This is a genomic window from Sphingopyxis sp. (assembly GCF_035998965.1).
Classification (GTDB): Bacteria; Pseudomonadota; Alphaproteobacteria; order Sphingomonadales; family Sphingomonadaceae; genus Sphingopyxis.
In genome coordinates, this window is record NZ_DASYHE010000086.1 from 1 (window position 1) to 26062 (window position 26062).

General features: G+C 65.0%; 30 protein-coding genes and 1 pseudogene. 25 read left to right on the plus strand and 6 right to left on the minus strand.

From position 1 onward, the window contains the following. The first annotated feature begins 620 nt into the window (after positions 1 to 620). The 13 genes from VGN68_RS14980 to VGN68_RS15040 all read left to right on the plus strand — a co-directional run bounded on the left by VGN68_RS14980 (position 621) and on the right by VGN68_RS15040 (position 9816). On the plus strand, positions 621 to 785 hold the full coding sequence (locus tag VGN68_RS14980; protein ID WP_167919412.1) for a hypothetical protein: 165 nt from the start codon (positions 621 to 623) through the stop codon (positions 783 to 785). Positions 786 to 908: 123 nt separating this feature from the next. Then, complete coding sequence (locus VGN68_RS14985; RefSeq protein ID WP_058539111.1) at positions 909 to 1340, plus strand: hypothetical protein; 432 nt, start codon at positions 909 to 911, stop codon at positions 1338 to 1340. A 309-nt stretch (positions 1341 to 1649) separates the two neighbouring features. Next, positions 1650 to 1964 carry a DUF736 domain-containing protein gene (locus VGN68_RS14990; RefSeq protein ID WP_037557681.1) on the plus strand — a complete coding sequence of 105 codons (315 nt, stop codon included), beginning with the start codon at positions 1650 to 1652 and terminating at the stop codon, positions 1962 to 1964. A gap of 122 nt (positions 1965 to 2086) precedes the next feature. Further along, on the plus strand, positions 2087 to 2374 hold the full coding sequence (locus VGN68_RS14995) for a transcriptional regulator domain-containing protein (protein WP_197411505.1): 288 nt from the start codon (positions 2087 to 2089) through the stop codon (positions 2372 to 2374). A gap of 73 nt (positions 2375 to 2447) precedes the next feature. Beyond that, positions 2448 to 2864: a DNA -binding domain-containing protein gene (locus VGN68_RS15000; RefSeq protein WP_293842152.1), complete on the plus strand. Its 417-nt coding sequence runs from the start codon at positions 2448 to 2450 to the stop codon at positions 2862 to 2864. 102 nt (positions 2865 to 2966) lie between these two features. Then, complete coding sequence (locus VGN68_RS15005) at positions 2967 to 3209, plus strand: helix-turn-helix transcriptional regulator (protein ID WP_037557574.1); 243 nt, start codon at positions 2967 to 2969, stop codon at positions 3207 to 3209. 26 nt (positions 3210 to 3235) lie between these two features. Continuing rightward, positions 3236 to 3754, plus strand: coding sequence for a DUF2840 domain-containing protein (locus VGN68_RS15010; protein WP_037557683.1), 519 nt, complete (start codon positions 3236 to 3238; stop codon positions 3752 to 3754). After that, positions 3751 to 4338, plus strand: a complete 588-nt coding sequence (locus tag VGN68_RS15015; RefSeq protein ID WP_037557575.1) for a S26 family signal peptidase — start codon at positions 3751 to 3753, stop codon at positions 4336 to 4338. The genes VGN68_RS15010 and VGN68_RS15015 overlap by 4 nt, the downstream gene beginning before the upstream one ends. Beyond that, on the plus strand, positions 4335 to 4667 hold the full coding sequence (locus tag VGN68_RS15020) for a DUF736 domain-containing protein (protein WP_037557576.1): 333 nt from the start codon (positions 4335 to 4337) through the stop codon (positions 4665 to 4667). Before VGN68_RS15015 ends, VGN68_RS15020 begins: the two co-directional genes overlap by 4 nt. Positions 4668 to 4751: 84 nt before the next feature. After that, positions 4752 to 5378, plus strand: a complete 627-nt coding sequence (locus VGN68_RS15025; RefSeq protein WP_081933254.1) for a lytic transglycosylase domain-containing protein — start codon at positions 4752 to 4754, stop codon at positions 5376 to 5378. Positions 5379 to 5597: 219 nt separating this feature from the next. Beyond that, positions 5598 to 7343, plus strand: a complete 1746-nt coding sequence (locus VGN68_RS15030; RefSeq protein ID WP_037557686.1) for a relaxase/mobilization nuclease domain-containing protein — start codon at positions 5598 to 5600, stop codon at positions 7341 to 7343. Positions 7344 to 7369: 26 nt separating this feature from the next. After that, positions 7370 to 9382, plus strand: coding sequence for a conjugal transfer protein TraG (locus VGN68_RS15035; RefSeq protein ID WP_037557577.1), 2013 nt, complete (start codon positions 7370 to 7372; stop codon positions 9380 to 9382). Beyond that, positions 9379 to 9816, plus strand: a complete 438-nt coding sequence (locus VGN68_RS15040; protein WP_037557578.1) for a hypothetical protein — start codon at positions 9379 to 9381, stop codon at positions 9814 to 9816. Before VGN68_RS15035 ends, VGN68_RS15040 begins: the two co-directional genes overlap by 4 nt. Here the strand turns inward: VGN68_RS15040 and VGN68_RS15045 are convergent. Genes VGN68_RS15045 through VGN68_RS15060 form a run of 4 tightly spaced genes read right to left on the minus strand, consistent with a single transcriptional unit; the run spans position 9792 to position 12152 of the window. Then, complete coding sequence (locus tag VGN68_RS15045) at positions 9792 to 10781, minus strand: JAB domain-containing protein (RefSeq protein ID WP_082639844.1); 990 nt, start codon at positions 10779 to 10781, stop codon at positions 9792 to 9794. The genes VGN68_RS15040 and VGN68_RS15045 overlap by 25 nt on opposite strands. Further along, positions 10730 to 11203, minus strand: a complete 474-nt coding sequence (locus VGN68_RS15050) for a hypothetical protein (RefSeq protein WP_037557579.1) — start codon at positions 11201 to 11203, stop codon at positions 10730 to 10732. Before VGN68_RS15050 ends, VGN68_RS15045 begins: the two co-directional genes overlap by 52 nt. 41 nt (positions 11204 to 11244) lie before the next feature. Continuing rightward, on the minus strand, positions 11245 to 11577 hold the full coding sequence (locus VGN68_RS15055) for a hypothetical protein (protein ID WP_037557580.1): 333 nt from the start codon (positions 11575 to 11577) through the stop codon (positions 11245 to 11247). A 59-nt stretch (positions 11578 to 11636) separates the two neighbouring features. Beyond that, on the minus strand, positions 11637 to 12152 hold the full coding sequence (locus tag VGN68_RS15060) for a helix-turn-helix transcriptional regulator (protein WP_081933239.1): 516 nt from the start codon (positions 12150 to 12152) through the stop codon (positions 11637 to 11639). Positions 12153 to 12360: 208 nt separating this feature from the next. On the opposite strand from VGN68_RS15060, the gene trbB reads away from it, so the two are divergent. Genes trbB through VGN68_RS15115 form a run of 11 tightly spaced genes read left to right on the plus strand, consistent with a single transcriptional unit; the run spans position 12361 to position 21620 of the window. After that, positions 12361 to 13344 (plus strand): P-type conjugative transfer ATPase TrbB, encoded by a 984-nt coding sequence (gene trbB, locus VGN68_RS15065; protein WP_037557689.1) that lies wholly within the window; start codon positions 12361 to 12363, stop codon positions 13342 to 13344. Next, positions 13341 to 13673: a TrbC/VirB2 family protein gene (locus VGN68_RS15070; RefSeq protein WP_037557582.1), complete on the plus strand. Its 333-nt coding sequence runs from the start codon at positions 13341 to 13343 to the stop codon at positions 13671 to 13673. The genes trbB and VGN68_RS15070 overlap by 4 nt, the downstream gene beginning before the upstream one ends. Further along, on the plus strand, positions 13673 to 13942 hold the full coding sequence (locus VGN68_RS15075; protein WP_037557583.1) for a VirB3 family type IV secretion system protein: 270 nt from the start codon (positions 13673 to 13675) through the stop codon (positions 13940 to 13942). The genes VGN68_RS15070 and VGN68_RS15075 overlap by 1 nt, the downstream gene beginning before the upstream one ends. Continuing rightward, positions 13939 to 16392: a conjugal transfer protein TrbE gene (trbE, locus tag VGN68_RS15080; RefSeq protein ID WP_327477605.1), complete on the plus strand. Its 2454-nt coding sequence runs from the start codon at positions 13939 to 13941 to the stop codon at positions 16390 to 16392. The genes VGN68_RS15075 and trbE overlap by 4 nt, the downstream gene beginning before the upstream one ends. After that, positions 16389 to 17105 carry a P-type conjugative transfer protein TrbJ gene (gene trbJ / locus VGN68_RS15085; RefSeq protein WP_037557585.1) on the plus strand — a complete coding sequence of 239 codons (717 nt, stop codon included), beginning with the start codon at positions 16389 to 16391 and terminating at the stop codon, positions 17103 to 17105. The genes trbE and trbJ overlap by 4 nt, the downstream gene beginning before the upstream one ends. A gap of 1 nt (position 17106) precedes the next feature. Further along, on the plus strand, positions 17107 to 17349 hold the full coding sequence (gene trbK-alt / locus VGN68_RS15090) for a putative entry exclusion protein TrbK-alt (protein WP_037557586.1): 243 nt from the start codon (positions 17107 to 17109) through the stop codon (positions 17347 to 17349). 4 nt (positions 17350 to 17353) lie between these two features. After that, the gene (gene trbL / locus VGN68_RS15095) at positions 17354 to 18634 is read left to right on the plus strand and encodes a P-type conjugative transfer protein TrbL (RefSeq protein ID WP_037557587.1); all 1281 of its coding nucleotides are present in this window, start codon (positions 17354 to 17356) and stop codon (positions 18632 to 18634) included. Positions 18635 to 18638: 4 nt separating this feature from the next. Further along, entirely contained in the window at positions 18639 to 19322 is a 684-nt protein-coding gene (gene trbF, locus VGN68_RS15100; RefSeq protein WP_037557588.1) for a conjugal transfer protein TrbF, read from the plus strand. A gap of 35 nt (positions 19323 to 19357) precedes the next feature. Continuing rightward, complete coding sequence (trbG, locus tag VGN68_RS15105; protein WP_327523827.1) at positions 19358 to 20173, plus strand: P-type conjugative transfer protein TrbG; 816 nt, start codon at positions 19358 to 19360, stop codon at positions 20171 to 20173. Then, a complete protein-coding gene (locus tag VGN68_RS15110; RefSeq protein ID WP_374046498.1) occupies positions 20170 to 21402 on the plus strand; it encodes a TrbI/VirB10 family protein in 1233 nt (410 codons plus the stop codon). The genes trbG and VGN68_RS15110 overlap by 4 nt, the downstream gene beginning before the upstream one ends. Continuing rightward, entirely contained in the window at positions 21399 to 21620 is a 222-nt protein-coding gene (locus tag VGN68_RS15115; protein WP_037557589.1) for a DUF2274 domain-containing protein, read from the plus strand. The genes VGN68_RS15110 and VGN68_RS15115 overlap by 4 nt, the downstream gene beginning before the upstream one ends. Before the next feature lie 356 nt (positions 21621 to 21976). Here the strand turns inward: VGN68_RS15115 and VGN68_RS15120 are convergent, their stop codons facing one another. Beyond that, positions 21977 to 22789, minus strand: coding sequence for an alpha/beta hydrolase (locus VGN68_RS15120; RefSeq protein ID WP_037557590.1), 813 nt, complete (start codon positions 22787 to 22789; stop codon positions 21977 to 21979). Positions 22790 to 23719: 930 nt separating this feature from the next. Between VGN68_RS15120 and VGN68_RS15125 the strand changes: the two genes are divergently transcribed. Beyond that, positions 23720 to 24754, plus strand: coding sequence for an MlaA family lipoprotein (locus VGN68_RS15125; RefSeq protein WP_161786577.1), 1035 nt, complete (start codon positions 23720 to 23722; stop codon positions 24752 to 24754). 824 nt (positions 24755 to 25578) lie between these two features. Here the strand turns inward: VGN68_RS15125 and VGN68_RS15130 are convergent. Further along, positions 25579 to 26062 (minus strand): annotated as a pseudogene (locus VGN68_RS15130) (TonB-dependent receptor); the annotation flags it as partial.

Below are 26062 nucleotides of genomic sequence, written 5' to 3' on the forward strand. Positions count from 1 at the left end.
CTGGGTCAAGACCGCCAAATCGACCGGCGCCGAATATATCGCAGTGACGATGTCGGCCCCCGAGTTCGGGACCATCTACGGCAATGTCGCAAACGCCCCCGGCGACGACCCGATGAAAAAGGTCATCATCTGGAACCCGCCTGCCTGACGGGCACCCCGGCTCCGCCTTCGGGCGGAGCCGATTGATTTCATCACGTGAAGGCGGTCCTCTGGGCCGCCTTTTCGTGTCTTGTGCTGACGAGTGTGGGTTTCCGGGGCCCGGCACTCGGTTATCCTCCTTTTCGGCGACTGGGCTGTCGCAGACGACGAGTGCCGCGCATGTTGCGAACGGCAGAATGTCGACAGGTCTTCGAAATGAAAGGTCAGCGAGGGGGCCGGGACGCGGCGGCGAACCGGGGGCGGGTGGGGCGTGGGGGCTCTGCCGCATGGGATCGGGCCATACCCGCTCTCGATTGCCGCTGATCCCTTGGCCGAGGCCAGGCCTCCTTCAATCAACCCGTGAAGGGTCCCCACGCTTCGCTCGGGCCGCGGCTTCGCGCGCGGTGATTGCGGCCTGTCCCCGTCCGGCGGGGCGCCTGTCGAGCGGGAATGGCCCGCTCCCAAGGACAGGAGTTGATCCCATGCCGCTTTCCACCGCCCAGTCGCTCGGATGGAGCCTCGCCCGGACCATGATGACCGTGATCATCCTCATCGAGACCAGCGCCGGATATTCGGTCATGCCGCTCGATGAGTTCGACGGCGACCCCGAAACGATCGTCAGCGAATATGACCCGTTCAATCGCTAAGCGTCTGGAATTGGTTCCAGATTGGAGCCGGTTCGGGGTCTCCCCCGAGCTGGCTTTGGCTATGCTGTGCCTGCAGGTTGCGCTGCGGAGGTGGTGGCGGGCGCGTCCGATGGGAGGACGTTCATGACCCTGATGCTGATCCTTGGCGCGGTTGCGGCATTTTATGGCCTTCTCCTGCTCTTTCGCTGCGCGACTTACGCGCTGCCACTCTTCGCCGGGCTTGGTCTGGCCTTCACGCTTCGGGACCAAGGTTTCGGCTGGATGGTCATTTTAGCGGTGGGATTGCTCGCGGGTGTCTCCGTCCATACCCTCGGCCGGCACCTGGCGCGCGGCTCGGCTCCGCTCGCCGTCAGGCTTGGCGTCATCCTGATTTTCGTTGGCGCCGCCGCGGCTGCTGGCTTTCAGGTTGGGGTCGCGCTCGCGATGCTGGCCGACCTCAATCCCTGGACGCAGCGCGGCATGTCCATCCTGACCGCCGTCGTCACCGGCTATGCCGGTTGGCGTGATCTCCTGTCGCCGGGGGGTGGGATCGAGCGACCAGCGCTGCACAGCTAGGCGTTCGCCCGCCTCTCATCGTCTTCGCTTCCCGGCCGACCGGCAACGCAACCGTCCGCAGAGCCGTCCCATCGCGGCCTCTCGACATGCGCCATCTGTCAGCGCGCCGCTTCGCTGGCCCGGCTTGGTGCAACCGCGCCGTTCGACTTTCTTCCCCTGGCGTGCCGCCATTCCTCGCGAAACAAGAAAGACGAACGGCGCGATCCTCCGCTGCGCTGCGGGCCTGCGGCTGCACCGCCGGTCCCCCGCTGACGACCGATGCGCATCGAGGCCGCGATGGTGCGGCCCGAGCCAAGGAAGGAATGCGACATGGCCAAGATCGGCACGTTCAAGAAAGTCTCCGGAGAATATCGGGGTCAAATCACCACTCTCTCGGTGCAGGCGAAATCGGTTCGCATCGCACCCGAAAAAGACCCCAGCGGCAATGCTCCCAGCCACCGTGTTTTCGTTGGAGACGTCGAAGTCGGCGCAGCCTGGGAAAAGCAGACGCAGGACAAGCGCCCCTATCTTTCGGTCAAGCTCGACGATCCGAGCTTCACCGCCCCGATCTTCGCGCAACTGTTCGCGGGCGAAGGCGAAGAGCACGACCTGGTCTGGAGCCGCCAGACCCGCCGCGGCGACTGAGCCGCAGGGACCCGCCCGGCAGCGCCGGGCGGGATACCCATTACTGGGGATGGATATCCCCGCGTCTTGGAATTGGCGCATGCCCGCATATCGCCAACTCTTCGGTCTCCCCGGAGGCTGTTATGGCGATCGAGACGACGGCAAAAAGCGAAGGGCCGCTGCGCCTCGACTTTCCCGGCTACGCCCAGGAGTTTCTGCGCCGCAGTCCGGACTATCGCCGTGACTATCGAAGCGTGATGTCGGATCGCAAGGCCGATCCGGCGTCGCAGGAGGGCATGGCCCGGCGATGGGGCCTCTGCTTTCCCGGTCGATCCGCGTGTTTCCGCGCTCGACGCGCCAGCCTTCTGGGACGCGGCGGTCTGCCCCTATATCGTGATCCTCGACGCTGCACCGCCGACTTTTGCCGCTGACCTGCGCCTCGATCCGGCTCGCTGGACGCATCGCCTTTGCTCTCGGATCGCGCTTGACGGCGGTCATTATATATTGGGCGAAAACCGCATCATGCACCGGATCTGGCTGCGCTGCGATCCAGCTCACGGTGCGCTTGCTGCGCTGATTCCGTGCGATGGCATGGCCGAGACGCGCCTACAGGCGGTAGCGGATCTGGAACGATGGCTCCGCGGCATATCGTCGGCGTCGGCCGTGTCTCGGCCGACATCCTACCAGGCACAGCGCCTCGATTTGCTTCTGTCGATTCTCGATCTTCGCGGCGAACTGGACGTGACCAGCCATGAGGTCGCCCGCCGGCTCATCTATCCACGCCTGGATGTCGGCCGCGGCTCGGCGTGGAAATCCTCTCCCGAGCGGCGCCGGACCCAGCGGCTCATCCGCGAAGCCGAGGCGCTGGCGGCGGGCGGATACCGCGCGCTGCTGGCAGACCGGGCGGGGCGACAAAAATAGCGCCGCAATTCTGCCGCTCCCCCGCGCGCGCGCTTTCGCGCCACCACGCGACATCGCCCGCCGGCCCGCGCTTTCCGGTCCGGCCGCTGGAAGGAGCCCCCCATGACCACCGGTCACCCACCGCGTTTTCTGACGACCCCCGATGCCGCAAAGCGGGTCGGCCTCTCGCACCGGACGCTGGAGAAGCATCGCTGCTATGGAACGGGTCCCGCCTATCGCAAGCTTGGCGGCCGGGTCGTCTATGCGATCGACGAACTCGATGCCTGGGTCGAACTTGGCCGGCGTTCGTCGACGTCCGATCCCGGCACCGGCACCGTGCACCCGGCGCGGCAGGTGCAGCGCTAATGCGCGGCGTCGATTTTGAACGGGCGCTGCGCCCGCGGCTAACCGCTAATTGCAACGCTGGCACACACCCGTCGCCGCGTGACACCGCGCTCACTGAGGTCGAAATGACCTGGATCGAGGGGCGACACGAGCAGTGGATCCGCTTCGGCCGCATCGCAGCCGAGCGCATCTTGAGCCGCGCCAAGCGCGTCGCGGCGTTCCGGCCCGGCGCCGTCTTTGCTTACGTGCGCTGGACGTCGAACGACTTCGGGACGATCCATTCGACCATCGCGATTGCCGCGGCGGTTGTGCCTGGCGAAGCTTATGCAACGCTGCCGTTCGTCCATCCCGGCGCGGATATCCTCGCGCGGATCGACGGCTGGCCGAAAGTGCAACAGGCGCTTGAGGCGATCGACGCGGTCGAAGCGACCGGCATCGATGCCTGCGATGCGGCGCCCGATCATTGGCGCCATGTCGGCAGCCGGATTTCGGCGGGGCTGCCATTCCGGCCATATTCCCGTGACCGCCATACGGCATGGCTGCGCCGCCGGGCGGTCGAGTTATGAGCCGCCGGGCACTTCGCGCCACGGCGGCGGCCGCGGCGATCTTCAGCACATCGTTCGTCGCGGTTGCGTGGCTCAAGCCCGCGCCGCGCTTCCTCTGGAATGTGAGCGCCAGCGCTCCGACCGGCCTCTATTGGGTCGATGTGGGCGCGCCGCCGCGGCTCGGCGACCTTGTCGCCATCGCCCCGCCGTCCGCACTCGGGACATTCCTTGCGCAGCGCGGATATTTGCCGCGCGACGTGCCGATGCTGAAGCGGGTCGCCGGTCTTCCCGGCGCGCTCGTCTGTCGTTCCGGCGTCTTCGTCACGCTCGATGGCGTCGCGGCCGCCCGCGCGCTGGCGCGCGATCGGGCCGGTCGTCCGCTCCCCGTCTGGACGGGTTGCCGGATCGTCGGCGGTGACGAACTCTTTCTCGTCAATGCGGCGCGCGACAGCCTCGACGGCCGCTATTTCGGGGCGATGCCGGCAGCTGGTCTGCTCGGCACCGCGCACCCGATCCTCACCCGCTCGCATCCGACGGCGGCGCTTCGCTGGGGCTCCGCCGAACCCGACCACCCGCCATCACGCAGCAAGGAGACGTCATCATGATCATCGGGACAATGCGCCGGAATACGACGGGAGGATATTCCGGCTCGATCAAGACGCTCGCGTTCGACGCGCAAATCGAGCTCGCACCGGCAGCCTATTCTGAAAAAGAGAATGCGCCAGGTTGGCGCTTACTGATCGGAGATCCCGCACTCGGTGCGGAGATCGGGGCCGGTTGGGATCGCACGGGTCCGCGCGGTTTATATATTGCGCTGCAGATCGACGACCCGAGCCTTGCTGCGCCGTTGCGCGCAAATCTGGTTCGCCTGGGCCCAGACGACGGCGATTTGTCTATTCTCTGTTCGCGCCCCGAACCGCAGGCCGGGAACTGAGCCATGGGGCTGCTGCTGCGCTTCGTGGGTGGGTTCGCGCTTCGCGTCAGCGTGCCTTGCGGCGCGTTTCTTGCGTCATTCGCGATGCCTCTGGCTTGCCCGCCCGCTGCCGCGGCGGTGCAACCGGCGCGCCATCCTCATGCCGCACCGGTCGCCGAAGCCGCACAGCGCTTCGGCATTCCGGAGCTTTGGATCTGGCGCGTGATGCACGCCGAAAGCCGCGGCAAGGTTGGTGCGGTTTCGCACGCCGGGGCGATGGGGCTGATGCAGATCATGCCCGGAACCTGGGCGTCGCTGACCGCGCGCCATCGGCTCGGGGCGGATCCGTTCGACCCGCGCGCCAATATCCTCGCCGGTGCAGCCTATCTGCGCGCGATGTGGGACCGCTATGGCGACGTTCAGTTGATGCTCGCGGCGTACAACGCGGGGCCGGGCCGCGCCGATGCCTTCGCATCGGGGCGCCGCGGTCTGCCCGCTGAGACGATCGCCTATGTCGCCAAGATCGCACCCGAATTGCATGTATCAGGCAGCGCCGCAACTGCTCCGTCGATGCTGTCGCCCGCGCCGGGATGGCGCGATGCGGCGCTCTTCGCTGAGCGAAATTTGCCGTCTGACGACGCACAACCTGCAAGCCCGTCGGGAACGGCTGCGCCTGCCCGGGCTGCAGGTGCTTCCATTTTCATTCCCTTGTCCGATGGCCGTGACCGGTGACGGACGGCGGGGCCGCTGGGTTTTTTGACAGGCTCTGCTCAGGGCCGGTGGTCGCTTGCTGGAAGGGACATGGGGGAGGGCAAGATAAAAGCCGTGCCAGCTTCGGGCACTCCATGGTCGGTTTTCTGCGGGTTTGCGCGTATGGCTCTGCCGAAATCTGCCATATCATCGCGTTGAACGCGCCGTTTTCTCCCAACTTTTCGTATGGCACCGCCCCCGATGCGCGGTGACGACCATGATTTCCGCATCAGGCCGGGACGGAGCCGCGATCGCGGGGCAGGGTCGGCAGGCAAGGGCAAGCGGCTCGCTACGCAGGTGCGCAAAGCAGCCTCGCGGTCGGGCTACACCCGCTCGCGGCCTGGCCGCGGCGCTGGCGGCGGGACCGGCACGCATGGACGGGGCCGGCGGGCCATGGCGGCGATGCGCCGTCAGCCTGGCGCCCGGCGCGTCACGGTCATGGCGCGCGTCGTCCGCCACCAAGGCGCGCGGTTTCGCGCCGCGCCGCTGGCGCGTCATATCTCCTATCTCGAGCGGGAAGGCGTGACCCGTGACGGCCGCGACGCGAGCATGTTCGATGCGGGCGGCGACGCCGCCGATCGCGATGCCTTCGCCGCGCGCTGCGAAGACGACCGGCATCACTTCCGGCTGATCGTGAGCCCGGAGGACGCCGCGGATCTCGGCGATCTCCGTTCCTTCACGCGCGATCTCATGACGGACATGGGACGCGATCTCCAGACCCGCCTCGACTGGGTCGCGGTCGATCATTGGAACACCGACAATCCGCATATCCATATCCTCGTGCGCGGCGTCACCGATGATGGCGCCGATCTCGTCATCGACCGCGGCTATATCGCCGCAGGCATTCGCGGACGGGCCGAAGCACTTGCAACGCTCGAACTCGGTCCACGCAGTGAGCTCGACATGCAAAGCGCGCTCGCGCGCGAAGTCGATGCCGATCGCTGGACAAGTCTCGATGCCCGACTGCAGAGGCTCGCCGACGAAGCGGGCGGAGTCATCGATCTGCGCCCCGCAGCGAACGAAGACCGGCATATGCACGGCCTGCTGGTCGGCCGCGCCGCCCGGCTCGAGCAGATGGGTCTCGCCGAGCGGCAGGGCGCCGGCCTTTGGGCGCTCGGGGCCGGCGCCGAGCCGGCGCTGCGCGAGGTCGCGGTGCGCGGCGATATCATCAAGACGATGCACCGCGCGCTGTCGCGCGGCGGGCGCCGCTTCGATCCCGCCGCGCTCGCGCTTCACGACGGCGCGCCCGAGACCGCGATCGTGGGCCGCCTTGTCGAGCGGGGGTTGCATGACGAACTTGCCGGCAGCGCCTATGCGATCGTCGACGGCGCCGACGGGCGAACCCATCACATCCGCTTCAACTACATGGAGATGACCGGTGATGCCAGGCCGGGCTCGATCGTCGAGCTCCGCAGTTGGGAGGATGGCAAGGGGCGCGCGCATATGTCGCTTGCGACGCGCTCGGACCTCCCGCTCGCGTCGCAGGTCACCGCGCCCGGCGCGACCTGGCTCGACCGCCAACTCGTCGCCCGTGAACCGGTCGCGTGCGGGAATGGCTTCGGTCTCGAAATCCGCCAGGCGATGGAGAAGCGGGCGCGCTATCTCGTCGAGCAGGGATTGGCGTCGCGCGCCGGGGACCGGCTGACCCTGTCATCCGGGCTCATCGACAAGCTCGCTTCGCGCGAACTGGAAGCCGCGACCGCATCGATTGCCGAGCGGACCGGCCTTGCCCACAAATCGTCGGCTGCCGGCGACTATGTGAGCGGCGTCTACCGCGAGCGCGTGACGCTCGCATCGGGGCGCTTCGCCATGATCGACGACGGGCTGGGTTTCCAGCTCGTCCCCTGGCGCCCCGCGCTCGACCGCCATCTCGGCCAGCACATCACCGGCACCATGTCCCCCGGCGGCTCGGTCGATTGGGCGCTGGGCCGGGGCATCGGCATCTAGAAAGGCATTTAGAAAGGCATTTTGCAATGAACGACAAGATCCTCTGGGGACAGATTACTGCGGTCGGTTCGATCGTGATCTTCGCGGTCTGGGCAGCAACGCAGTGGACCGCGGGCGCGCTTGGATTTCAGCCGGCGCTCGGCGCGCCCTGGTTCCGCATCGGTGACTATCCGGTCTATCCGCCGCCCGCCTTCTTCTGGTGGTGGTTTGCCTATGATGCCTATGCGCCGCCGATTTTCTACCGCGGCGCCATGATCGCGGCGTCGGGCGGCTTCGCCTCGATCATTGTCGCGATTTCCATGTCGGTGTGGAGGGCCCGTGAGCGGCAGCGCGCCGAGACCTATGGTTCAGCGCGCTGGGCCGAGGCTGGCGATATCCGCCGCGCAGGCATGCTCGACGAGGCTGGGGTCATCTTGGGGCGCTTTGGTCGGAGCTATCTTCGCCATGACGGCGCCGAACATATCCTATGCTTCGCGCCGACACGGTCGGGCAAGGGCGTCGGGCTTGTCGTGCCGACGCTGCTCACCTGGCCGGGCAGCTGCATCGTGCATGACATCAAGGGCGAGAATTGGCAGCTGACGTCGGGGTTCCGGGCCCAGCATGGGCGCGTCCTGCTCTTCGATCCCACCAATATCGCGTCGGCCGCTTACAATCCTCTCCTCGAAGTGCGGCGCGGCGCGTGGGAGGTGCGCGACGTCCAGAATGTCGCCGACGTACTTGTCGATCCGGAAGGCAGCCTCGAGAAGCGCAACCATTGGGAGAAAACGAGCCACTCGCTTCTCGTCGGAGCCATCCTGCATGTTCTTTATGCCGAAGAGGATAAATCGCTCGCAGGCGTCGCGGCCTTCCTCTCCGATCCGCGGCGCGGTATCGCCTCGACCCTGCGCATCATGCAGTCGACGGCACATCTCGGCGAGAAGGGTATCCATCCCGTCGTCGCGGCGGCGGCGCAGGATCTGCTCAACAAGTCGGCCAATGAGCGGTCGGGCGTCCTTTCGACCGCCATGTCCTTTCTAGGGCTTTACCGCGACCCCGTCATCGCTGCGGTGACGCGGCGGTCGGACTGGCGCATCGCCGACCTTGTGGCGGGGGAGACGGCGACCTCGCTCTATCTCGTCGTGCCGCCCGGCGACATCAGCCGCACCAAGCCGCTCATTCGTCTGATCCTCAATCAGATCGGGCGGCGGCTCACCGAGGAACTTAATCCGCGTGCGCGGTCGCAGCGCCTTCTTCTCATGCTCGATGAATTTCCGGCGCTGGGGCGGCTCGATTTCTTCGAGAGCGCGCTCGCCTTCATGGCCGGCTATGGGATCAAGGCGTTTCTGATCGCCCAGTCCTTGAATCAGATCGAGAAGGCTTACGGCCAGAACAACGCCATCCTCGACAATTGTCACGTCCGAGTCAGCTTCGCGACAAACGACGAGCGGACGGCCAAGCGGATCTCGGACGCGCTCGGCACCGCCACCGAAATGCGCGCAATGAAAAATTATGCCGGGCACCGGCTATCGCCCTGGCTTGGCCATCTGATGGTCTCGCGGACCGAGACGGCCCGCGCCTTGCTGACGCCCGGCGAGGTCATGCAACTGCCGCCCGATCAGGAAATCGTCATGGTCGCCGGCGTCGCGCCGATCCGGGCGAGCAAGGCCAAATACTATGCCGACCCCCGATTGATGGCGCGGATCCTGCCGCCGCCCGCGCCGCCGCAAGTCGGCGAAAGCCGTCCCGACGACTGGAGCGCGTTGGAACGACCGAAAGACCTGTCCGGCGGGAAGGTCGAGATCGCAGTTCATGATGAGATCCCCGATGCGAGCGACGGCGAGGAGGACGATAGCGACGCCAACAGCGGTATCCGGCAGGAGCCGGCGATGGCCGACCATGAGAATATCGTATCTGAGGCTCGCCCGGATGTCAGCGAGTTCGATTTCGCAACCGAGGAACGAGAGGATGACCCCGTCCGCGAGCGCAAGGCGATCGACGGTGCGATGCGCCGCGGCGCCCGCCTGGCGTCGCAGGATCCGGACGACGGGATCGAACTATGAGGAAGTCGTCGGTCAAGCGGACCTTCCGGATCGATAGCGTGCTGGCGCGCCAGCTCGACGAACGCGCGAGCAGCCGCCGCATCACGCGCACCGACATCGTCGAGGCCGCGCTCGCATCTTTGCTCACTCCCGATCATGAGGAGCGACTTGAGGCCGTGCTGACGCGGCGGCTCGATCGGCTGTCGCGGCAACTCGACCGGCTCGAATGGCATGTCGAATTGTCGAACGAAGGCTTCGCGCTGTTCGTCCGCTCCTGGCTGATCAACAATCCCCCGCTCCCTGACGCGGCACTCCGGGCGGCGCAAGTGACTGGCAAGAAACGGTGGGAGGCCTTTGTCGATTCGCTGAGCCGCCGGATGGAGCTCGGGCCGAAGCTTGGTGACGAATTGTCCCGCGACGTGGACGGCGATCATTCGTCGCCCGCCGCGAAATAGGCCAGGAGGCGTTGCGCGAGATCGGGGGCCAGCCGGATGAAATTGCGTCTTCCGTCGTGGCGATCCGGCTCCCGCGCCAACAGTCCCTCGTCGCAAAGGCGCTGCAGCAGCCTGAGGGCCGTCGTTCTCGGAAGGCCCGACGCGATACAAAGCGAGCTGGTCGATACTGATTTCGCCGCTGCCTCATGGATGAAGAGATCGATGAGCATATCCCAAGCCGGTTCGCCGAACAGGCCTTCTGCGCCGACAAGTTGTCGGCGCAGAAGGCGCCGCCGCCATACGCGCTGCGCGTTGGCGAGCGCCAACTCGGCATCGGGTGAGTTCCGCCAATCGGCAATTCTGTCGCGAAGTAGCGTGCCGGGCGAAGACGTCCGACCGGAGGCAGGTCGTCCCCGGAGGATCATCCGATGCCCTCGGAGCGCGACAATGATATGTTCCAGCACCTCGACGTCGAGCGCTTGTCCGATCGTAGCCAGGCGTTCAGTTGCCTCGATATCGCACCGGCTGGGCGCTGGGTCGCCACTAGGATGGTTATGGACGAGAATGATCGCGGCGGCGTCGAGTTCGATCGCTCGCCGAAATATCGTGCGGGGATAGATTGCGAGATGGCCGAGCGTTCCGCGCTGTAATTGTTCATCCGCGATGAGGCGATGCGACGGGTCAAGGAACAGCACGCGCAGCGCCTCATCGGGAAGCGCGCCCATCGATGCCCTGAGATAACGCAGCAATTTGGGATTGTCGGGGTCGATGCCGCGACCGCTCAGCTCTTCGCGCATGGCCTCCAATGTCGCGCACCGTGCGGCGACGAGCATCGCGCCGACCGGGCTGTCCTTGCCGAGCGTTCGCGCCAGCGCTTCGGGGGACTGGGCGAAAAGGCGTGCGAGTGTCCGATGTTCCGCGAGCAGTCGCTCGGCTAGGGACTCGCAATGCTCGGGATCGATGGCCGCGACGAGATCTGCCAGCATGGCTCGTTGGCGCCGCGCGCCAGCCGACGCTGGTGGCGCCAGGTTGCGAGGATGAGGATCGCCGGCACCGGCCAGGACGTCGCCACCTGCATCGCGAGATAGGCTGCCGGATGCAGCGCCACGTCGAGAATCCGGCTCGAGTGCGCAAGGAGCGGGACCATGTGCAAGACGGCGATGCACATGGGCCAGAAGCGATGCGCAAACAGCGCGAGCGTGACGGTGGATGCGGCTCCAAACAGGTCGATCGCGAGATGACCGGTGTCGAGTGAAGCGAAGGTCGGCGGAACGAACAGGTGGAGCAATTGATCCAAGCCCACCATCGTTGCTGCGATCGCCGCCATCGTCCGTTCCGGCCCGCCGCCCTTCCAGGCGGCATAGCCGACAGCAACAGCCAAGAAAGCGAGAAACAAGGCGATGCGCATGCCCTGAAACTTTCACGGCTGTCGCTCCCGGTCAACCGGCGTCAGGCTGCGGCCGCCCGCACGCTCGTTCCCGCCTCCGCGATCGACGGGCATTCATGGAGGTCATAACCCGCCGTCTCGCGCCCGATATCGGCGAGTTCGCCATGAACCCGCAGAATATCGCCGCTGACATCGACCAGCGCCATTTGCGCCTTCATCAATCGGCGGATCGTTGCCTGCCCTCTGGTCGCCGGCACCCCGGCGGTGTCGCGCCGCGCGGTGACGACGCTGGTCATCAGCGAAGACACTGCGATGAGTGCATCGTCGATCCTGACTTCGGCGGCGGGTACGTCGCGGATCAGACGGGCTGCCGTGATTGTAAGTGCTTGGGACATGACTTCTCCTCTGCCGGAAGCATCGCTCCGGCCTATTGGTGACAGACAGGATGAAAGGATCAGCCGGAAATCAGACGGGTGAGCGTTTCACCGATCGTCACCCCCGCCAGCGTCAGCAGGATCAATCCGGCGAACATCGCCGCCATGATCCAGACTTTGCTCGAACGCGCGTGATCGCGCCTCCAGAGACCCTTGAACGGCGGGTCGACCGCATTGGGATGCTTGGCGAGCGATGCATGATCGTTCAGCGCCAATGCGGCCGGCTCTCCGTCCGGGAAATCGGATGGCATCAGTCTGGCCTGCGGCGGTAGTATGATCGGATCCCATGGTATTCGGTCATAGGTCCGTTTGAGACGCGCATAGCGGACGGCCGCCTCGGCTCTACTGTCCGCTCCCAGAATATCGCGCGCGGTCGTGAGCCTGAGATCGACGGCCTGTTTCGAGATGTCGAGCCGCCGCGCAATCTGCTTTGAGGTCTGATGCTCAAGCACAAGATCGAGACAAGCGCGCTGCTTGTCCGTGAGCCGCGCCCAGCACAATTCATCCTCTGACGGCTGCGACACCGAATCAGTCATTGTTACACTGTTGTCAAAATCGGGCGTTTCACAAGTTCCACCATGATTTTTATCCGTTCCGATGCGGATCGACCTACGCCACGGCCTGTCTTTCTACGAGACGGTACGACGGCGCGAAAACCTTGTTGAATTTGGGTTTTCTCTGCGTCTCTTACTCATCCCCGTCGAGCCGGGCATCATCGCCAAGGCTCATGAAACGGGGTTCCCGATGGGCGCAGAACCAATCCGGCTGGAGGCACGTCACCGCAGCGCGCGCATGCTGCGCACCGCGATGGGCGGTGCGATCGCGGATTGGCTCGCCGACCGCGAGGTCATCGAAATCATGCTCAATCCCGACGGTCGGCTGTGGGTCGACCGCCTCGGCCAAGGGATCGAGGACAGCGGTGAAACACTGAGCGCCGCCGATGGCGAGCGCATCATTCGTCTCGTCGCGCATCATGTCGGCGCCGAAGTGCATGGCAGCGCGCCGCGCGTATCGGCCGAGCTGCCCGAAGGAGGCGAGCGTTTCGAGGGATTGTTGCCGCCGGTCGTTGCCGCGCCGACCTTTGCGATCCGCAAACCGGCAATCGCGGTCTTCACGCTCGGCGATTATGTGAACTCGGGCATCATGTCGGCGGATGCTGCGGACATACTTCGCTGCGGCGTGCGTGACCGGCTCAACATCCTCGTTGCGGGCGGCACCGGGACCGGCAAGACGACGCTGACCAACGCGTTGCTCGCCGAGATTGCGGGCAGCCGCGACCGGATCGTGTTGATCGAGGACACGCGCGAACTGCAGTGCGCGGCGCCCAATCTCGTCGCGATGCGCACCAAGGACGGTGTCGCATCGCTGTCCGATCTCGTCCGCTCCTCGCTGCGCCTCCGGCCCGACCGCATTCCGATCGGCGAGGTGCGCGGCGCCGAAGCGCTGGATCTCCTGAAAGCATGGGGCACAGGTCATCCCGGCGGTGTCGGAACAATCCATGCCGGGAGTGCGCTTGGCGCGCTGCGCCGTATGGAGCAGCTCATCCAGGAAGCCGTGATCACCGTCCCGCGCGCTCTTCTCGCCGAGACGATCAATCTGGTCGCCGTGCTCGTCCGCGACGGAACGGGCCGGCGCCTCGCCGAACTCGCCCGCATCGACGGGTTCGACCGGCTGAACCTCGAATATCGGCTGACCCCGCTCATCACCCCTGAAGGAGAAAATCGATGATCCATGCTCTTCGGCATGGCGCACGGCGCGCCATGCTCTGTTCGACCGCGATGTTCGTTGCGCTTGCGGTATCCGCGCCGGCCTATGCCGGCGGCTCGTCGATGCCGTGGGAAGCGCCGCTGCAGTCGATCCTCGAGAGCATCGAGGGTCCGGTCGCAAAGATCGTCGCGGTGATCATCATCATCGTGACCGGTCTCAGCCTCGCCTTCGGCGACACGTCGGGTGGGTTCCGCCGGCTGGTCCAGATCGTGTTCGGCCTGTCGATCGCCTTCGCTGCATCGAGCTTCTTCCTGTCCTTTTTCTCCTTCGGCGGCGGAGCGCTCGTGTGATGAGCCGGGAAGGGGAAGTGCCGGGCTTCTTTGCTCCGGTTCACCGGGCGCTCGCCGAGCCGATCCTCCTCGGCGGGGCGCCGCGCAGCCTCGCGATCGTCAACGGCACGCTCGCGGGCGCCGTCGGTCTCGGCCTCCGGCTCTGGATCGTCGGCGTCGCGATATGGGCGGTCGGCCACACCCTCTCGGTCTGGGCCGCCCGCCGCGACCCGCAGTTCGTCGACGTCGCCCGGCGTCACCTCAAATATCCCGTCTGGATGCGCTCATGATGAATCTCTCCGAATATCGCACGAAATCCGCCCGCCTCGCCGATTTTCTCCCTTGGGTCTGCCTGGTGGCGGAGGGCGTGGTGCTGAACAAGGACGGCGCGTTCCAGCGCACGGCGCGCTTCCGCGGCCCCGACCTCGACAGCGCCACGCCCGCCGAACTCGTGGCGGTCACCGCGCGCCTCAACAGCGCGCTGCGGCGCCTCGGGTCGGGCTGGGCAGTCTTCGTCGAAGCCCAGCGTGTGCCCGCGGTGACCTATCCGGTGTCCGAGTTCCCCGATGCGGTGTCCGAGCTGGTCGATGTCGAACGCCGCGAGCAGTTCCGCGAGGAAGGCGCCCATTTCGAGAGCTTCTATTATCTGACCCTCTTGTGGATGCCGCCGGCAGAGGAAGCGGCGCGCGCCGAGTACTGGCTCTATGAGGGCCGCTCGAAGACCGGCGTCGACCCCAAGGAATTGCTGAAAAGCTTCGTCGATCGCACGGGGCGCATGCTCCATCTCGTCGAGGGCTTCATGCCCGAGGCCGAATGGCTGGATGACGGCGAGACATTAACCTACCTCCACAGCTGTGTCTCGACCAAGGTCCAGCACGTCCGGGTGCCCGAGACGCCTGCCTATCTCGACGCGCTGCTCGCCGACGAAGCGCTCGTCGGCGGGCTCGAGCCGCGGCTCGGCGATCATCATCTGCGCACCCTCACCATCACCGGCTTCCCGAGCGTCACCTTCCCGGGCCTGCTCGACGAATTGAACCGCCAAGCGTTCGCCTATCGCTGGTCCTCGCGCGCCATCATGCTCGACAAGACCGACGCGACCAAGCTGCTGACCAAGATCCGGCGGCAATGGTTCGCCAAGCGCAAGTCGGTCGCCGCGATCCTCAAGGAGGTGATGACCAACGAGGCCTCTGTCCTGATGGACAGCGATGCCTCGAACAAGGCGGCCGACGCCGACATGGCACTGCAGGAGCTTGGCGCCGACGAGGCGGGCATCGCCTATGTCACCGCGACGATCACCGTCTGGGATCGCGATCCGGCGCTCGCGGCCGAGAAGCTGCGCCTCGTCGAGAAAATCGTTCAGAGCCGCGACTTCACCTGCACGGTGGAAGGCGTCAATGCGCTCGAGGCCTGGTTCGGGAGCCTCCCCGGCCATGTCTATGCCAATGTTCGCCAGCCCCCGATTTCCACCCTTAATCTTGCCCATCTCATTCCCTTGTCGGCGGTGTGGGCGGGGGCGGAACGGGACGAGCATTTCGGTGATGCCCCCTTGCTTTACGGCAAGACCGAAGGCTCGACCCCGTTCCGCTTTTCGCTGCACGTCGGCGACGTCGGTCATTGCCTCGTCGTCGGCCCGACGGGTGCGGGCAAGTCGGTCCTGCTCGCGCTGATGGCGCTCCAGTTCCGCCGCTACGAGGGCAACCAGATATTCGCCTTCGATTATGGCGGTTCGATCCGCGCCGCGGCGATTGCCATGCGCGGCGATTGGCAGGATCTTGGCGGCGCGCTGCACGATGCCGGCAGCGCCGGGTCGGTCGCTCTGCAACCGCTGGCGCGCATCGACGAGGCCGCGGAGCGCGCCTGGGCAGCCGAATGGCTCGCCGCCTTGCTCGCGGGCGAAGGGGTCGACGTCGATCCGGCCGCGAAGGAGCATCTCTGGTCGGCGCTCACGTCGCTCGCGACGGCGCCAATCCGCGAGCGCACGCTGACCGGTCTTGCCGTCCTGCTCCAATCGCAAGAGCTGAAGCTCGCGCTTTCGCCCTATCTCGTGGGCGGTCCCTGGGGACGGCTGCTCGACGCCGAGGCCGAGCATCTTGGCGATGCGCGTGTTCAGGCGCTCGAAACCGAAGGGCTGGTCGGCGCCTCGTCGGCGGCCTCGGTCCTCGCCTATCTGTTCCACCGCATCGAGGGCCGCCTCGACGGCTCACCGACGCTGATCATCATCGACGAAGGCTGGCTCGTGCTCGACAGCCCCGCCTTCGCGGCGCAGCTGCGCGAGTGGCTGAAGACGCTCCGCAAGAAAAATGCGAGCGTGATCTTCGCGACGCAAAGCCTCGCCGATATCGAGGGCTCGCGCATTGCGCCGGCGATCATCGAGAGCTGCCCGACACGCATTTTCCTGCCCAACGAACGCGCCGCCGAGCCTCAGATCGCGCGGGTCTATGAACGCTTCGGGCTCAACGATCCCCAGATCGAGATATTGAGCCGCGCAACGCCGAAGCGCGACTATTATTGCCAGTCGCGACGCGGCAACCGGCTGTTCGAACTCGGCCTCGGCGACATCGCACTCGCTTTCACCGCTGCCTCTTCAAAGACCGACCAGATCAAGATCGGCGAGCTGATCGAGACGCGCGGCCACGCCGATTTTGCCGAATTCTGGCTGCGTCACCGCGGCCTCTATTGGGCCGCCGATCTGCTCGCGAACCTCGAAACCCCCGACCAGCTGAAGGAGTCCTTTTTATGAAGAATGTGAAGAACCGCGTGCTGCTTGCTGCCCTGCTCGCCGGATCGACCTTGATCGCGAGCGGAGTGACTGTTCCCGCCGCGGCGCAGATCGGCGGCATCGTTCACGATCCGCGCAACTATGCGCAGAATATCCTGACCGCCGCGCGCACCCTCGAGCAGATCAACAATCAGATCTCCATGCTGCAAAACCAGGCGACGTCGCTGGCGAACGAGGCGCGCAATCTGACCAGCCTGCCCGTCTCGACGCTGAAGGAATTGCAAGGCCAGGTCGATCGCACCCGCCAATTGCTGAGTGAAGCGCAGCGCGTCGCTTATGACGTCGGCGATATCCAGACCGCTTTCGATGCCCGCTACAAGGGCGCAGCCTTGTCGGGGCCGCAGGCCGCGATGGTCGCCAACGCCGAGGCGCGTTGGAACGACAGCGTCGGCGCGTTCCAGGATGCGATGAAGGTGCAGGCCGGCGTCGTCACCAACATCGGCGGCACGCGCCAGTCGATCGGAACCCTCGTCTCGGCGAGCCAGTCGGCGACCGGCGCCTTGCAGGCGGCGCAGGCGGGCAACCAGATCCTCGCCGTCCAGTCGCAGCAGATCTCCGACCTCACCGCCGCTCTCGCCGCGCAGGGCCGGGCGCAGATGCTCGACGCGGCGCGCAGCGCCGCCGCCGAGGCCGAAGGCCGCGAGCGCTTCCGCCGCTTCCGCAAAGGCAATTGAGATGGGCCGGGCGGCGAAGATAGCGGCGGTCGCGGTGCTGGGCGGCCTGCTCATCACGCTGGCAATTCTGCATGCGTCATCGCCGCCTACGCCTCGTGCGCCCGCCCCCCCGATCTCCGCGGCGGGCGCACACCCGGCAGCCGCCGACGTGGCCGAGCGCTGCCGCACGGTCACGGTCGCCGATGCGGACTGTGAAGCGGCCTGGGACGCCAGGCGCCGCCATTTCTTTGGACAGAAGGACTAGCCCGATGGAAGACACCGGCGTTATCGACCAGTTTCTGGCGGTCTTCTCGACTTATATCGACAGCGGCTTCGGGCTGCTCGGGGGCGAAGTCGGCTTTCTCTCCTCGACCCTCATCGTCATCGACGTGACGATTGCCGCGCTGTTCTGGGCGTGGGGCACCGACGAGGACATCATCCAGCGGCTCGTCAAGAAGACGCTCTATATCGGCGTCTTCGCCTTCATCATCGGCAACTTCCAGGCGCTGGCCGTCATCATGCTCGAAAGCTTCGCTGGCCTCGGCCTTAAGGCGAGCGGCGGCGCCATGGCGATCGGCGACTTCATGCGTCCCGGCGTCGTCGCCGCGACCGGCATCGATGCGGCGCAGCCCCTGCTCGATGCGTCGGCGGACCTCGTCGGCCCGGTCGGTCTCTTCACCAACTTCGTGCAGATCATGATCCTGCTGATCGCCTGGGTGATCGTCGTCCTCGCCTTCTTCATTCTCGCGGTGCAGGTCTTCGTTACCATCTTGGAATTCAAGCTGGTGACGCTCGCGGGCTTCGTGTTGCTGCCGTTCGCCTTCTTCGGCCGCACCGCCTTCATGGCCGAACGCGTGCTTGGCCACATCATATCTTCGGGCATCAAGGTGCTCGTCCTCGCGGTGATCACCGGCATCGGGGTGACCCTGTTCGACCGCTTCATGCAAGCCGGCCTCGGTCCGGAGCCTGACATCGAACAGGTCATGGCGATCGCGCTCGGCGCACTGACGCTGCTCGGCCTCGGCATCTTCGGTCCCTCGATCGCCAACGGGATCGTCGCCGGCGGTCCGCAACTCGGAGCAGGGGCCGCCGCCGGCACCGCAGTCGCCGCAGGCGCAACGCTTGCCGCCGGGGCGGCTGGCGCGACCCTGGCCACCGGCGCGGCTGCAGCGGCGGCGCGCGGCACAGCTGCTGCCGGTGCCCGCGGAGCGGGGAGCGCGTCGACAGCTTATGCGGCGGGCGCGGCCGGGAAGAGCGGAGCGAAGGCCATCGGCGGGGGACTTGCGAATGTGGCACGTACGGCAGCCAGCGGCGCAGCTTCACCTGTTCGCAGCATGGCCGAACGGGTTCGCGCGAATTTCGCGTCGGGCCGCGACGGTCCCACCGATAGCGCGGCGCCAGCGCAAGCTGCCAGCGCGCCTCCGGCCTGGGCGGCGGCGATGCGGCGGCGCCAGACCATGACGCATGGCGCGACCATCGGCGCGCAGACGCTCAAGAGCGGCGACAGCCACGGGGCCGGCTCGGCGCCGAACATCAGCGAAAAGGACTGATCCCATGTTCAAAAGACCCACCAATCATTATGGCCGCGCGCCCGAGCCGGTCACGCCCTACCAGCGCGCCGCGCAAGTGTGGGACGATCGGATCGGTTCTGCGCGGGTCCAGGCCAAGAACTGGCGGCTCGCCTTCTTCGGCGCGCTGATCATCTCCGGTGGTCTTGCCGGCGGCCTGGTCTGGCAGTCCGCCCGCGGGACGATCACGCCCTGGGTCGTCGAGGTCGACAAGCTGGGTGAAGCGCGCGCGGTCGCGCCGGCCGACGGCGATTATCAACCGACCGATCCGCAGGTCGCGTTCCATCTCGCGCGCTTCATCGAACATGTTCGCAGCATTCCCGCCGATCCGGTCGTGCTGCGGGCCGACTGGCTCAGCGCTTATGACTTTACCACCGCGACCGGAGCGCAGGCGCTCAATGACTATGCCCGCACCAACGATCCCTTTGCCGAGGTCGGCAAGGCCCAGGTCGCGGTCGATGTGTCGAGCGTCATTCGGGCTTCGAAAGACAGCTTCCGCATCGCCTGGAGCGAGCGCCGATATCAGGACGGCAGCCTAGTCGAGCGTTCGCGCTGGTCGGCGATCGTGACCGTCGCGATCCGGCCGCCACGCACGCCCGACGCGCTTCGCCGCAACCCGATCGGGCTGTTTGTCAATGCTATCAACTGGTCGAAGGAACTCAGCCAATGACGCGATATCCTCTGCTTCCGATCGCACTCGGAGCCATGCTGTCCCTCCTTGCGGCGCCCGCCGCGGCGAGCGAGGCCGCCGATCCCCGCCAGCGCGTCGGCCGCGCCAACGCCGAGGCGCGCGTGCAGCCCGACCGGCAAGGCTATCGGAACGCCATCCAGCAATATGCCTGGTCCGAAGGCGCGCTCTTTCAGGTCTATGCTGCGCCAGGGCAGGTCACCGATATCGTCCTTCAGGAAGGCGAACAGCTCGTCGGCCCGGGGCCGGTCGCCGCGGGCGACACGGTGCGCTGGATCATCGGCGATACGGTCAGCGGGACCGGGGCCCGGCGGCGCGTGCATATTCTGGCGAAACCCACCCGATCCGATATCGCCACGAATCTCATCATCAACACCGACCGGCGCACCTATCATGTCGAGCTGCGCGCGACCGCCGCGGCCTATATGGCATCGGTATCCTGGACCTATCCCGCCGATGAGCTGATCGCCTTGCAGCTTGCCGAGGCCGAGGCGGCGAGGGTGGCGCCCGTTGCCGGGGCGATCGATCTCGCCGCGCTCAACTTCCGCTACCGCATCGCAGGCGACAAGGCCGCGTGGCGGCCGGTGCGCGCCTTCGACGACTCGCGCCAGCTAATCATCGAATTCGGTGAGGATATCGCCACCGGCGATATGCCGCCACTCTTCGTCATCGGCGGCAGCGGCGAGGCAGAGCTTGTCAACTACCGGGTGCAGGGCCGCTACATGATCGTCGACCGCCTTTTCGAGCGCGGCGAACTCCGCTTGGGCGCCGGAAAGCAGGCCCGCGTCGTTCGGATCAAGCGTGAAATGCCGCGCCGCCGGGGGCGGTCGTGACCGGGCCGGCAAGCGAGGCGGTGGCGCCCGCCGACGTGCCGGAAGCGGGCGAGCGCACGGCGCCCGGCCCGGAGGTCGATCCTTTTCGGCTACGCGGCGACACGCCGCGGGTCATGCGGCTTTCGCGCAAGGCGCTCGCGATGATCGGCGCTGCCGGCGGCACCGCGATCGGCGGCGCTCTGCTCTGGGCGCTGCAACCCGTAGCCCCGAAGACCGCCGAGAATCTCTACACGGCCGATGGAGCGAATCGCGCCGAAGTCGTCACCGGTGCGCCCGCCGACTATGGCAAGGTGCCGAAGCTCGGACCGCCGCTACCCGGCGATCTCGGGCGACCGATCGTCTCGGCGCAGCAGAACGGCGAGACGATCCCGGTGCCGCCGATGGGAAATCCGCCCGCCGGCGGGCGCTCACCCGCCGACAAGGCGCGCGATCGGGCGCGGCTGGAGCGCGAGGCCGCCACGGCGAGCCGGATATTCCTTGGAGGAGGGACCTCGGGCGCGCCGGTGGCAGACGCGCAGCGTGGATCGATCGAACCGTCCGCCGCGACCATGTCGGCACCCGAAGGCGGCGCGCGGACTCCGGCGGCGGCGCGGCGCGCCTTTCTCGCGGGCGGCTCCGCCGAACCGTTCGAGAGTGCCGAGCGCCTTCATGCGCCTGCTTCGCCATACATCCTTCAGGCGGGAAGTCTCATTCCGGCCGCGCTGATCACTGGGATCAGGTCCGACCTTCCCGGACAGGTCACGGCGCAGGTGACCCAGAATGTCTACGATAGCCCGACGGGTCGCATTCTCCTCATTCCGCAGGGTGCCCGGCTGATCGGCGACTATGACAGCGAAATATCCGTGGGGCAGGAGCGCGTCTTGCTGGCCTGGAACCGGTTGATCCTGCCCGGTGGCCGATCGATCCGGCTCGATCGTCAGCCCGGCGCCGATGCGCGGGGCATGGCGGGGATTGCCGATCGCACCGACCATCATTGGGGGTCGATGCTGCGCGCGGCGCTCGTCTCTTCGTTGCTCGGCGTCGGAGCCGAACTTGGCTCGGACGGGGATGATGCGCTCGTGCGGGCGCTTCGCGACGGGCCGCAGGATACGGTCAACCAGTCGGGACGGCGGCTCGTCGAGCGTCAGATGAACATCCCGCCAACCCTCACGATCCGCCCCGGCTTCGCTTTGCGGGTCCTTGTCACACGCGATCTGATACTCGAACCGCCGGCGGGTGCGGCCCCATGAGCAAGCTGCGCCTAGGCCCCATCGCCGACGACAAGCCCGTGAAGCTGTCGATCGAATTGACGGGATCCCTCCATCGCGAATTGCTCGTCTATGCCGAGGTGCATGCGAAGGCTAATGGCCTCGCGGCGCCTATGGCGCCGGAAAAGATCGCGGTGCCGATGATCGAGCGCTTTATCGCGACCGATCGTGGATTTGCGACGGAACGGCGGCGGCGCTGAGTGTCTGCGGCGTCATCCTCACGTCGGTCAGGCGTGATCACCCATATGTGTTCGTTCAAACCGCTGGCGGCGGTGCGCCAAAAAAAAGACGCCCGCGCGATCGAAACCGTGCGGGCGTCAGATGAAGATCTCTGTTTCCTGAAAGGAAGAGCTCTTCTGGGTCGCACCGCGCGGATAGCGTCGCGAGCCGACCGATAATTGTACGGCAGCGCCAAAAGATACCCTGGAGCTCAAACCGTTGTCGGCTTTCGGTTAGTTTCAGTCAGAAACCCGGCGATCTCCGATCGGCCAAGACCAGCGATTCCCCTGAGTAGCGAACATTCCGGGGAGAGGGGGTCATTTCTTGCCCTATTTGCTCAAAGAATTCCTGTGTCCTTTAGCCAATCTTCCACGAGCGTCGGCCATCGCTCAACGGGATGACGCAGCGGGCGCATGGCGAAGGCGTGCCCTCCCTTGGCAAAGAGATGGACTTCCGCTGGAACACCTGCCTCGTCCAGCGCTCGCGCATAGACTATGCTATTGCAAATCGGATCGACGGGATCGTCCCAAGCCTGAAGAAGAAATGTTGGCGGGGTCATCTTGGTAACTTTGATACCAGGATCAAGCGAGCCCCCCGATCTGCACAGGTGGCCTGGGAACATTGCGATGGCAAAATCGGGCCGGCTGCTCACTTTGTCTATTTCGTCGACCGGCTCATAAGCAGGTTCGAATATATTGCTGGTCTGCGCGACCAGATACCCTCCGGCTGAGAAGCCTATGACACCGATCTTGCGGGGGTTGATCTTGAGCTCGCTGGCGCGCGAGCGCACCAGGCGTATCGCACGCTGGGCGACCTGCAACGCAAGGAGGTGCTTGGGCGTCACTGCACAATGGCAGTCTTCATCATAATGGTGGCCGCTTTTGGGAACATGGTATTTGACGAGCACGCAAGTGGTGCCTCTTGAAGTCAGCCAGTCGCGAACTTCACTACCTTCCAGATCGATCGCGAGCTTGGAGAATCCTCCGCCGGGAAAAACCAGCATCGCTGTGCCATTGCCTGGTTGTTGGGCGGGAAACACCGTGAGAGTGGGCACAGTGACGTTGAAGGCGCCGGTAACCGGACGTCCGGCGAAGCGTTTCGGATTCGTTGCCGTTTCGCTATACTCTGGAGGAAGTTTGACATCCTCCATGTTCGGCGCCGCTCCAGGCCACGGTGGCGTCTGCTGATGGCCCGCTGGGGTTGCCACACGCCCTCCTCCCTGCCCTCAACGCTTGCCGTCTCGGGCATCTTTGTCGGGCCCTTAGCGTCAGGATCACGCGTCTCGGCCTCGCTGCAGCCAACAACGAAGCCTTGAAAGCACAAAAGGCCTGCTGGAATCACGCTTCGCTGCAATGAAATTCCGAACCGCCCCACATTCCGCATTTTCCTGCTTCCTCACCTCGGATCGCCACCGGAAAAATTTCTCCTGACGACATCCAACCCTTAATTGACCGGGTGACCAAAGGATGATTTCTCGGGCTAGCGTCCAATTTTTTTAGGGACATGCCGTGGGTCGGCGATCAATCTCGCTAAACACGCGCCGCGCCTTTGAAGCCGCAGCGCGGTTGTCTGAACAACCTGAATAGTTCGATCGGGCAAGCACTGCTCGCGTCTCAGGCAGGGTGCGATACTTTCGTCATCGGGTTGCGCAATGTGGTTGGGGGCAAAGCATTGATCCGGAGCATGTTCGGCTCGCTCTTGACGGCGGTACTGTTGCTCGCGCTGAGACCGGGCGCGTCCGCAGAGTTAGTTTTCGAGCCGCTTCCGCCCAGCCCGGAACTAAGCGACCGTCGGCAAAGTGCCTATGCCGGGTCCTCCAGCGAAAATCGTACCTGATAGAACAGGTTGGTCCCATTGCCCGTCCGTACGGACGTTGCTGGGCTAAACGGCAGGCCGAGCTTCTTTATGTTTCCCTACTCATGGGGGAGTATTAAAGCTGGATTGGCCGCATCGTGGGTCAGCTGACATGGGTCGATGGAGGGAGCGTCGTCGGTCGTCGTTTCGGGCCCTTGGCCGAAGCAGGAGTTTGGCAAATGGAATTAATGTTCGCCCCTCTCATGGTGGCGGGATCGCGCGCGCGATGAGCCCTGCAACCGTCGCCGCGCTTCTGTTTCTGTCCGGGGTAGCGCCGCCTCCGACCGACCTCGCATCCGAAAGCCAGACTGAGACCGAGTTGCAGCGGGTAGATGATCCCTCGGCCCCACCCGAGCCGCCGATCGTTGTGCCAGCACTCGGCAACACCCCGCATCCCTCTTTAGCCGCGCCAGCAACCTCCGACGACGAGACTATGGCCGAAATGCCCTCGGCGCCCCATGATATTGTGGTGACGGCCCGTGGCGATGCGCCGCCGGGAGATCCGCTTCAAGCGGTCAATATTGCCTCTTATCGGGCGGTCCAGTCGATCGATGCGGCGCTCGTGGCCCCAGTCGCGATGGGCTATCAAGGTATCGTACCCGAACCTGTTCGCGACGGGCTGGGCAATGCACTGCGTAACCTCAGCGAACCCGTCAATTTTCTGAACTTCCTGTTACAGTTCAAGATCGGCAAGGCTGCCGAGACGCTCGGCCGTTTCGCCGTAAACACGACATTTGGTGTCGGCGGCCTTTTCGATGTCGCGAAGACAATGCCTTTCAATCTGCCTTACCGACGCAACGGCTTTGCCAATACATTGGGTTTCTACGGCGTCGAGCCCGGTCCCTATTTCTATCTTCCGCTTATCGGGTCGACGACATTGCGCGATCTGGCGGGCAACAGCATTGACTTGCTCGTCGTGCCGACCGCGGTCGGCGCGCCTTTCGACCGCACGGCATATGCCGTTCCGACAACTGTGGTCAGGCAACTCAATGACCGCATCGAGGGCGACGCTCAAATCCAGCGCTTGCAACAGGAAAGCCTTGATCCCTATGTCGAGACACGGACCCTCTATCTGGAACTGCGCAAACGCGAAATCGACGCATTGAAAGTTAGGCGCAGCGACCGCAATGGCGAGGCTGGACCTCAAACAGAAATCACGGTCAGCCAGACCGGGCCCTTGTCCGATCCAGAAGGTCTCATCTCCGTCGGCCCCCTTGAACTCGAGACGCCGACCTCGGACGGTTTGCCACCGCGACCTTAACGCCAATGATGCACATTTGGCGGGCGCGCAGAGAAGCCAAAGCGCTTCGAAATTTTGCTCGCACGGAACTCAAGCCGTCAACTGCAATCGCCGCGGTGAATCTCAATAAGCTTCCTCGCTGAAGTTTGGTCTTCCGGTTTCGGACGTGTCGAGACAAATGCCCACAACCGCTATCGGTTCGGCCATCGCGGATGAGTTTTTCGATCATGAACGCGTGCCTCGCGCTGTCTCCGACTGGCGTTCCCGAACTCGCCGATGGTCCCATGTCAAATGCTCGTCGCTTTGCGTGGGAACCGCTGGGCCTTCGCGTGGCAAGATGCGCCGCGCGTCAGATGGGTGTTTTGCTCGCCGAATGGCTCAATTACCGCGCAAACCAGGCTGCCAGATTGGGATCTGGATATCTCTTTTCTGTTCAAAAATTATAGGTTCGCAAGCAAGCTTGGGAATATCGTGATCGATGCGGCGGCCAAGAGTGTCATGCTGCACTCGGCAATCAGGGGCCACAAACCGCCGCGATGATCGTGCCGCCTCCGAACGCTGCCGGATTGATCGCGAGCTCGCGGTGCCGGAGACCAGCGTGCTTCCTACAAGTGCCCGTGGGCAACGGTCAGCGCGCCGTTCGCGTCGGTCGCATGCGACATCGCAAGCACAGGCCGCGAAATTCGGAGATCCTTGAGATGGCTCCAGATGACTTGCCTCTTTCCGTCGCAGATGCCCCCGTTTGGTGCCTTGGGCCTGGCGCATGGAAACCGGCGTCGGAGAAGGTTCCCCCGTCTCTCCGACGCCGCGATTTCTATGCGAGTTAGATTGGAACCGCTAAATCGTCAGAATTTTGCTCCGATGGCGACACCATAACGCCGCGGATCAAGAGTATAGATGTTTGTAAAATTACCGGAAGATGCATCGGTGACATAAAGTCCGGTAACCGAGTTGCTATCGAAAATATTCTGAACGAACCCCCGGACAAACCAGCGCTCGTCGGCGCCATTCAACTGTAAAACCGCATTTGCCTGGACGAAAGGTTCGATACGATTAATCCTGCCGTTGAAGATATTGCCATATTGCTTTCCGGTAAGGGAAATGTCGACGCGGGGGACGAGTGTCATACCATTCCCAACCTCTGCCGTGTACTGCACGCCCATCGAGACCTTGACATTCGGCGCTTGGGGCAATGTGTTGCCCTTGATGTTAACCTCGACGCCAGGACTCAATACCTGGATCCCGCTGTTCGCAGGGATAGCGCTCGCGAGGACACCGCAAATGCCGAACGCGCCGCTGGAGGCGATATTGCCGTCCGAAGGAAATTCC

What these genes read in the sequence shown, in the direction of transcription:
- VGN68_RS15070 (WP_037557582.1), top strand. Translation starts at nt 13,341, where the DNA reads ATGATCCATGCTCTTCGGCATGGCGCACGGCGCGCCATGCTCTGTTCG.
- trbE (WP_327477605.1), top strand. Translation starts at nt 13,939, where the DNA reads ATGATGAATCTCTCCGAATATCGCACGAAATCCGCCCGCCTCGCCGAT.
- trbL (WP_037557587.1), top strand. Translation starts at nt 17,354, where the DNA reads ATGGAAGACACCGGCGTTATCGACCAGTTTCTGGCGGTCTTCTCGACT.
- trbJ (WP_037557585.1), top strand. Translation starts at nt 16,389, where the DNA reads ATGAAGAATGTGAAGAACCGCGTGCTGCTTGCTGCCCTGCTCGCCGGA.
- VGN68_RS15055 (WP_037557580.1), bottom strand. Translation starts at nt 11,577, where the DNA reads ATGTCCCAAGCACTTACAATCACGGCAGCCCGTCTGATCCGCGACGTA.
- VGN68_RS14995 (WP_197411505.1), top strand. Translation starts at nt 2,087, where the DNA reads ATGGCGATCGAGACGACGGCAAAAAGCGAAGGGCCGCTGCGCCTCGAC.
- VGN68_RS15005 (WP_037557574.1), top strand. Translation starts at nt 2,967, where the DNA reads ATGACCACCGGTCACCCACCGCGTTTTCTGACGACCCCCGATGCCGCA.
- VGN68_RS15015 (WP_037557575.1), top strand. Translation starts at nt 3,751, where the DNA reads ATGAGCCGCCGGGCACTTCGCGCCACGGCGGCGGCCGCGGCGATCTTC.
- VGN68_RS15125 (WP_161786577.1), top strand. Translation starts at nt 23,720, where the DNA reads ATGAGCCCTGCAACCGTCGCCGCGCTTCTGTTTCTGTCCGGGGTAGCG.
- VGN68_RS15050 (WP_037557579.1), bottom strand. Translation starts at nt 11,203, where the DNA reads ATGCGCATCGCCTTGTTTCTCGCTTTCTTGGCTGTTGCTGTCGGCTAT.
- VGN68_RS15120 (WP_037557590.1), bottom strand. Translation starts at nt 22,789, where the DNA reads ATGGAGGATGTCAAACTTCCTCCAGAGTATAGCGAAACGGCAACGAAT.
- VGN68_RS15115 (WP_037557589.1), top strand. Translation starts at nt 21,399, where the DNA reads ATGAGCAAGCTGCGCCTAGGCCCCATCGCCGACGACAAGCCCGTGAAG.
- VGN68_RS15030 (WP_037557686.1), top strand. Translation starts at nt 5,598, where the DNA reads ATGCGCGGTGACGACCATGATTTCCGCATCAGGCCGGGACGGAGCCGC.
- VGN68_RS15075 (WP_037557583.1), top strand. Translation starts at nt 13,673, where the DNA reads ATGAGCCGGGAAGGGGAAGTGCCGGGCTTCTTTGCTCCGGTTCACCGG.
- VGN68_RS15035 (WP_037557577.1), top strand. Translation starts at nt 7,370, where the DNA reads ATGAACGACAAGATCCTCTGGGGACAGATTACTGCGGTCGGTTCGATC.
- VGN68_RS15025 (WP_081933254.1), top strand. Translation starts at nt 4,752, where the DNA reads ATGCCTCTGGCTTGCCCGCCCGCTGCCGCGGCGGTGCAACCGGCGCGC.
- trbG (WP_327523827.1), top strand. Translation starts at nt 19,358, where the DNA reads ATGCTGTCCCTCCTTGCGGCGCCCGCCGCGGCGAGCGAGGCCGCCGAT.
- VGN68_RS15040 (WP_037557578.1), top strand. Translation starts at nt 9,379, where the DNA reads ATGAGGAAGTCGTCGGTCAAGCGGACCTTCCGGATCGATAGCGTGCTG.
- trbK-alt (WP_037557586.1), top strand. Translation starts at nt 17,107, where the DNA reads ATGGGCCGGGCGGCGAAGATAGCGGCGGTCGCGGTGCTGGGCGGCCTG.
- trbF (WP_037557588.1), top strand. Translation starts at nt 18,639, where the DNA reads ATGTTCAAAAGACCCACCAATCATTATGGCCGCGCGCCCGAGCCGGTC.
- VGN68_RS15060 (WP_081933239.1), bottom strand. Translation starts at nt 12,152, where the DNA reads ATGACTGATTCGGTGTCGCAGCCGTCAGAGGATGAATTGTGCTGGGCG.
- VGN68_RS14980 (WP_167919412.1), top strand. Translation starts at nt 621, where the DNA reads ATGCCGCTTTCCACCGCCCAGTCGCTCGGATGGAGCCTCGCCCGGACC.
- VGN68_RS14985 (WP_058539111.1), top strand. Translation starts at nt 909, where the DNA reads ATGACCCTGATGCTGATCCTTGGCGCGGTTGCGGCATTTTATGGCCTT.
- VGN68_RS15045 (WP_082639844.1), bottom strand. Translation starts at nt 10,781, where the DNA reads ATGCTGGCAGATCTCGTCGCGGCCATCGATCCCGAGCATTGCGAGTCC.
- VGN68_RS14990 (WP_037557681.1), top strand. Translation starts at nt 1,650, where the DNA reads ATGGCCAAGATCGGCACGTTCAAGAAAGTCTCCGGAGAATATCGGGGT.
- VGN68_RS15020 (WP_037557576.1), top strand. Translation starts at nt 4,335, where the DNA reads ATGATCATCGGGACAATGCGCCGGAATACGACGGGAGGATATTCCGGC.
- trbB (WP_037557689.1), top strand. Translation starts at nt 12,361, where the DNA reads ATGGGCGCAGAACCAATCCGGCTGGAGGCACGTCACCGCAGCGCGCGC.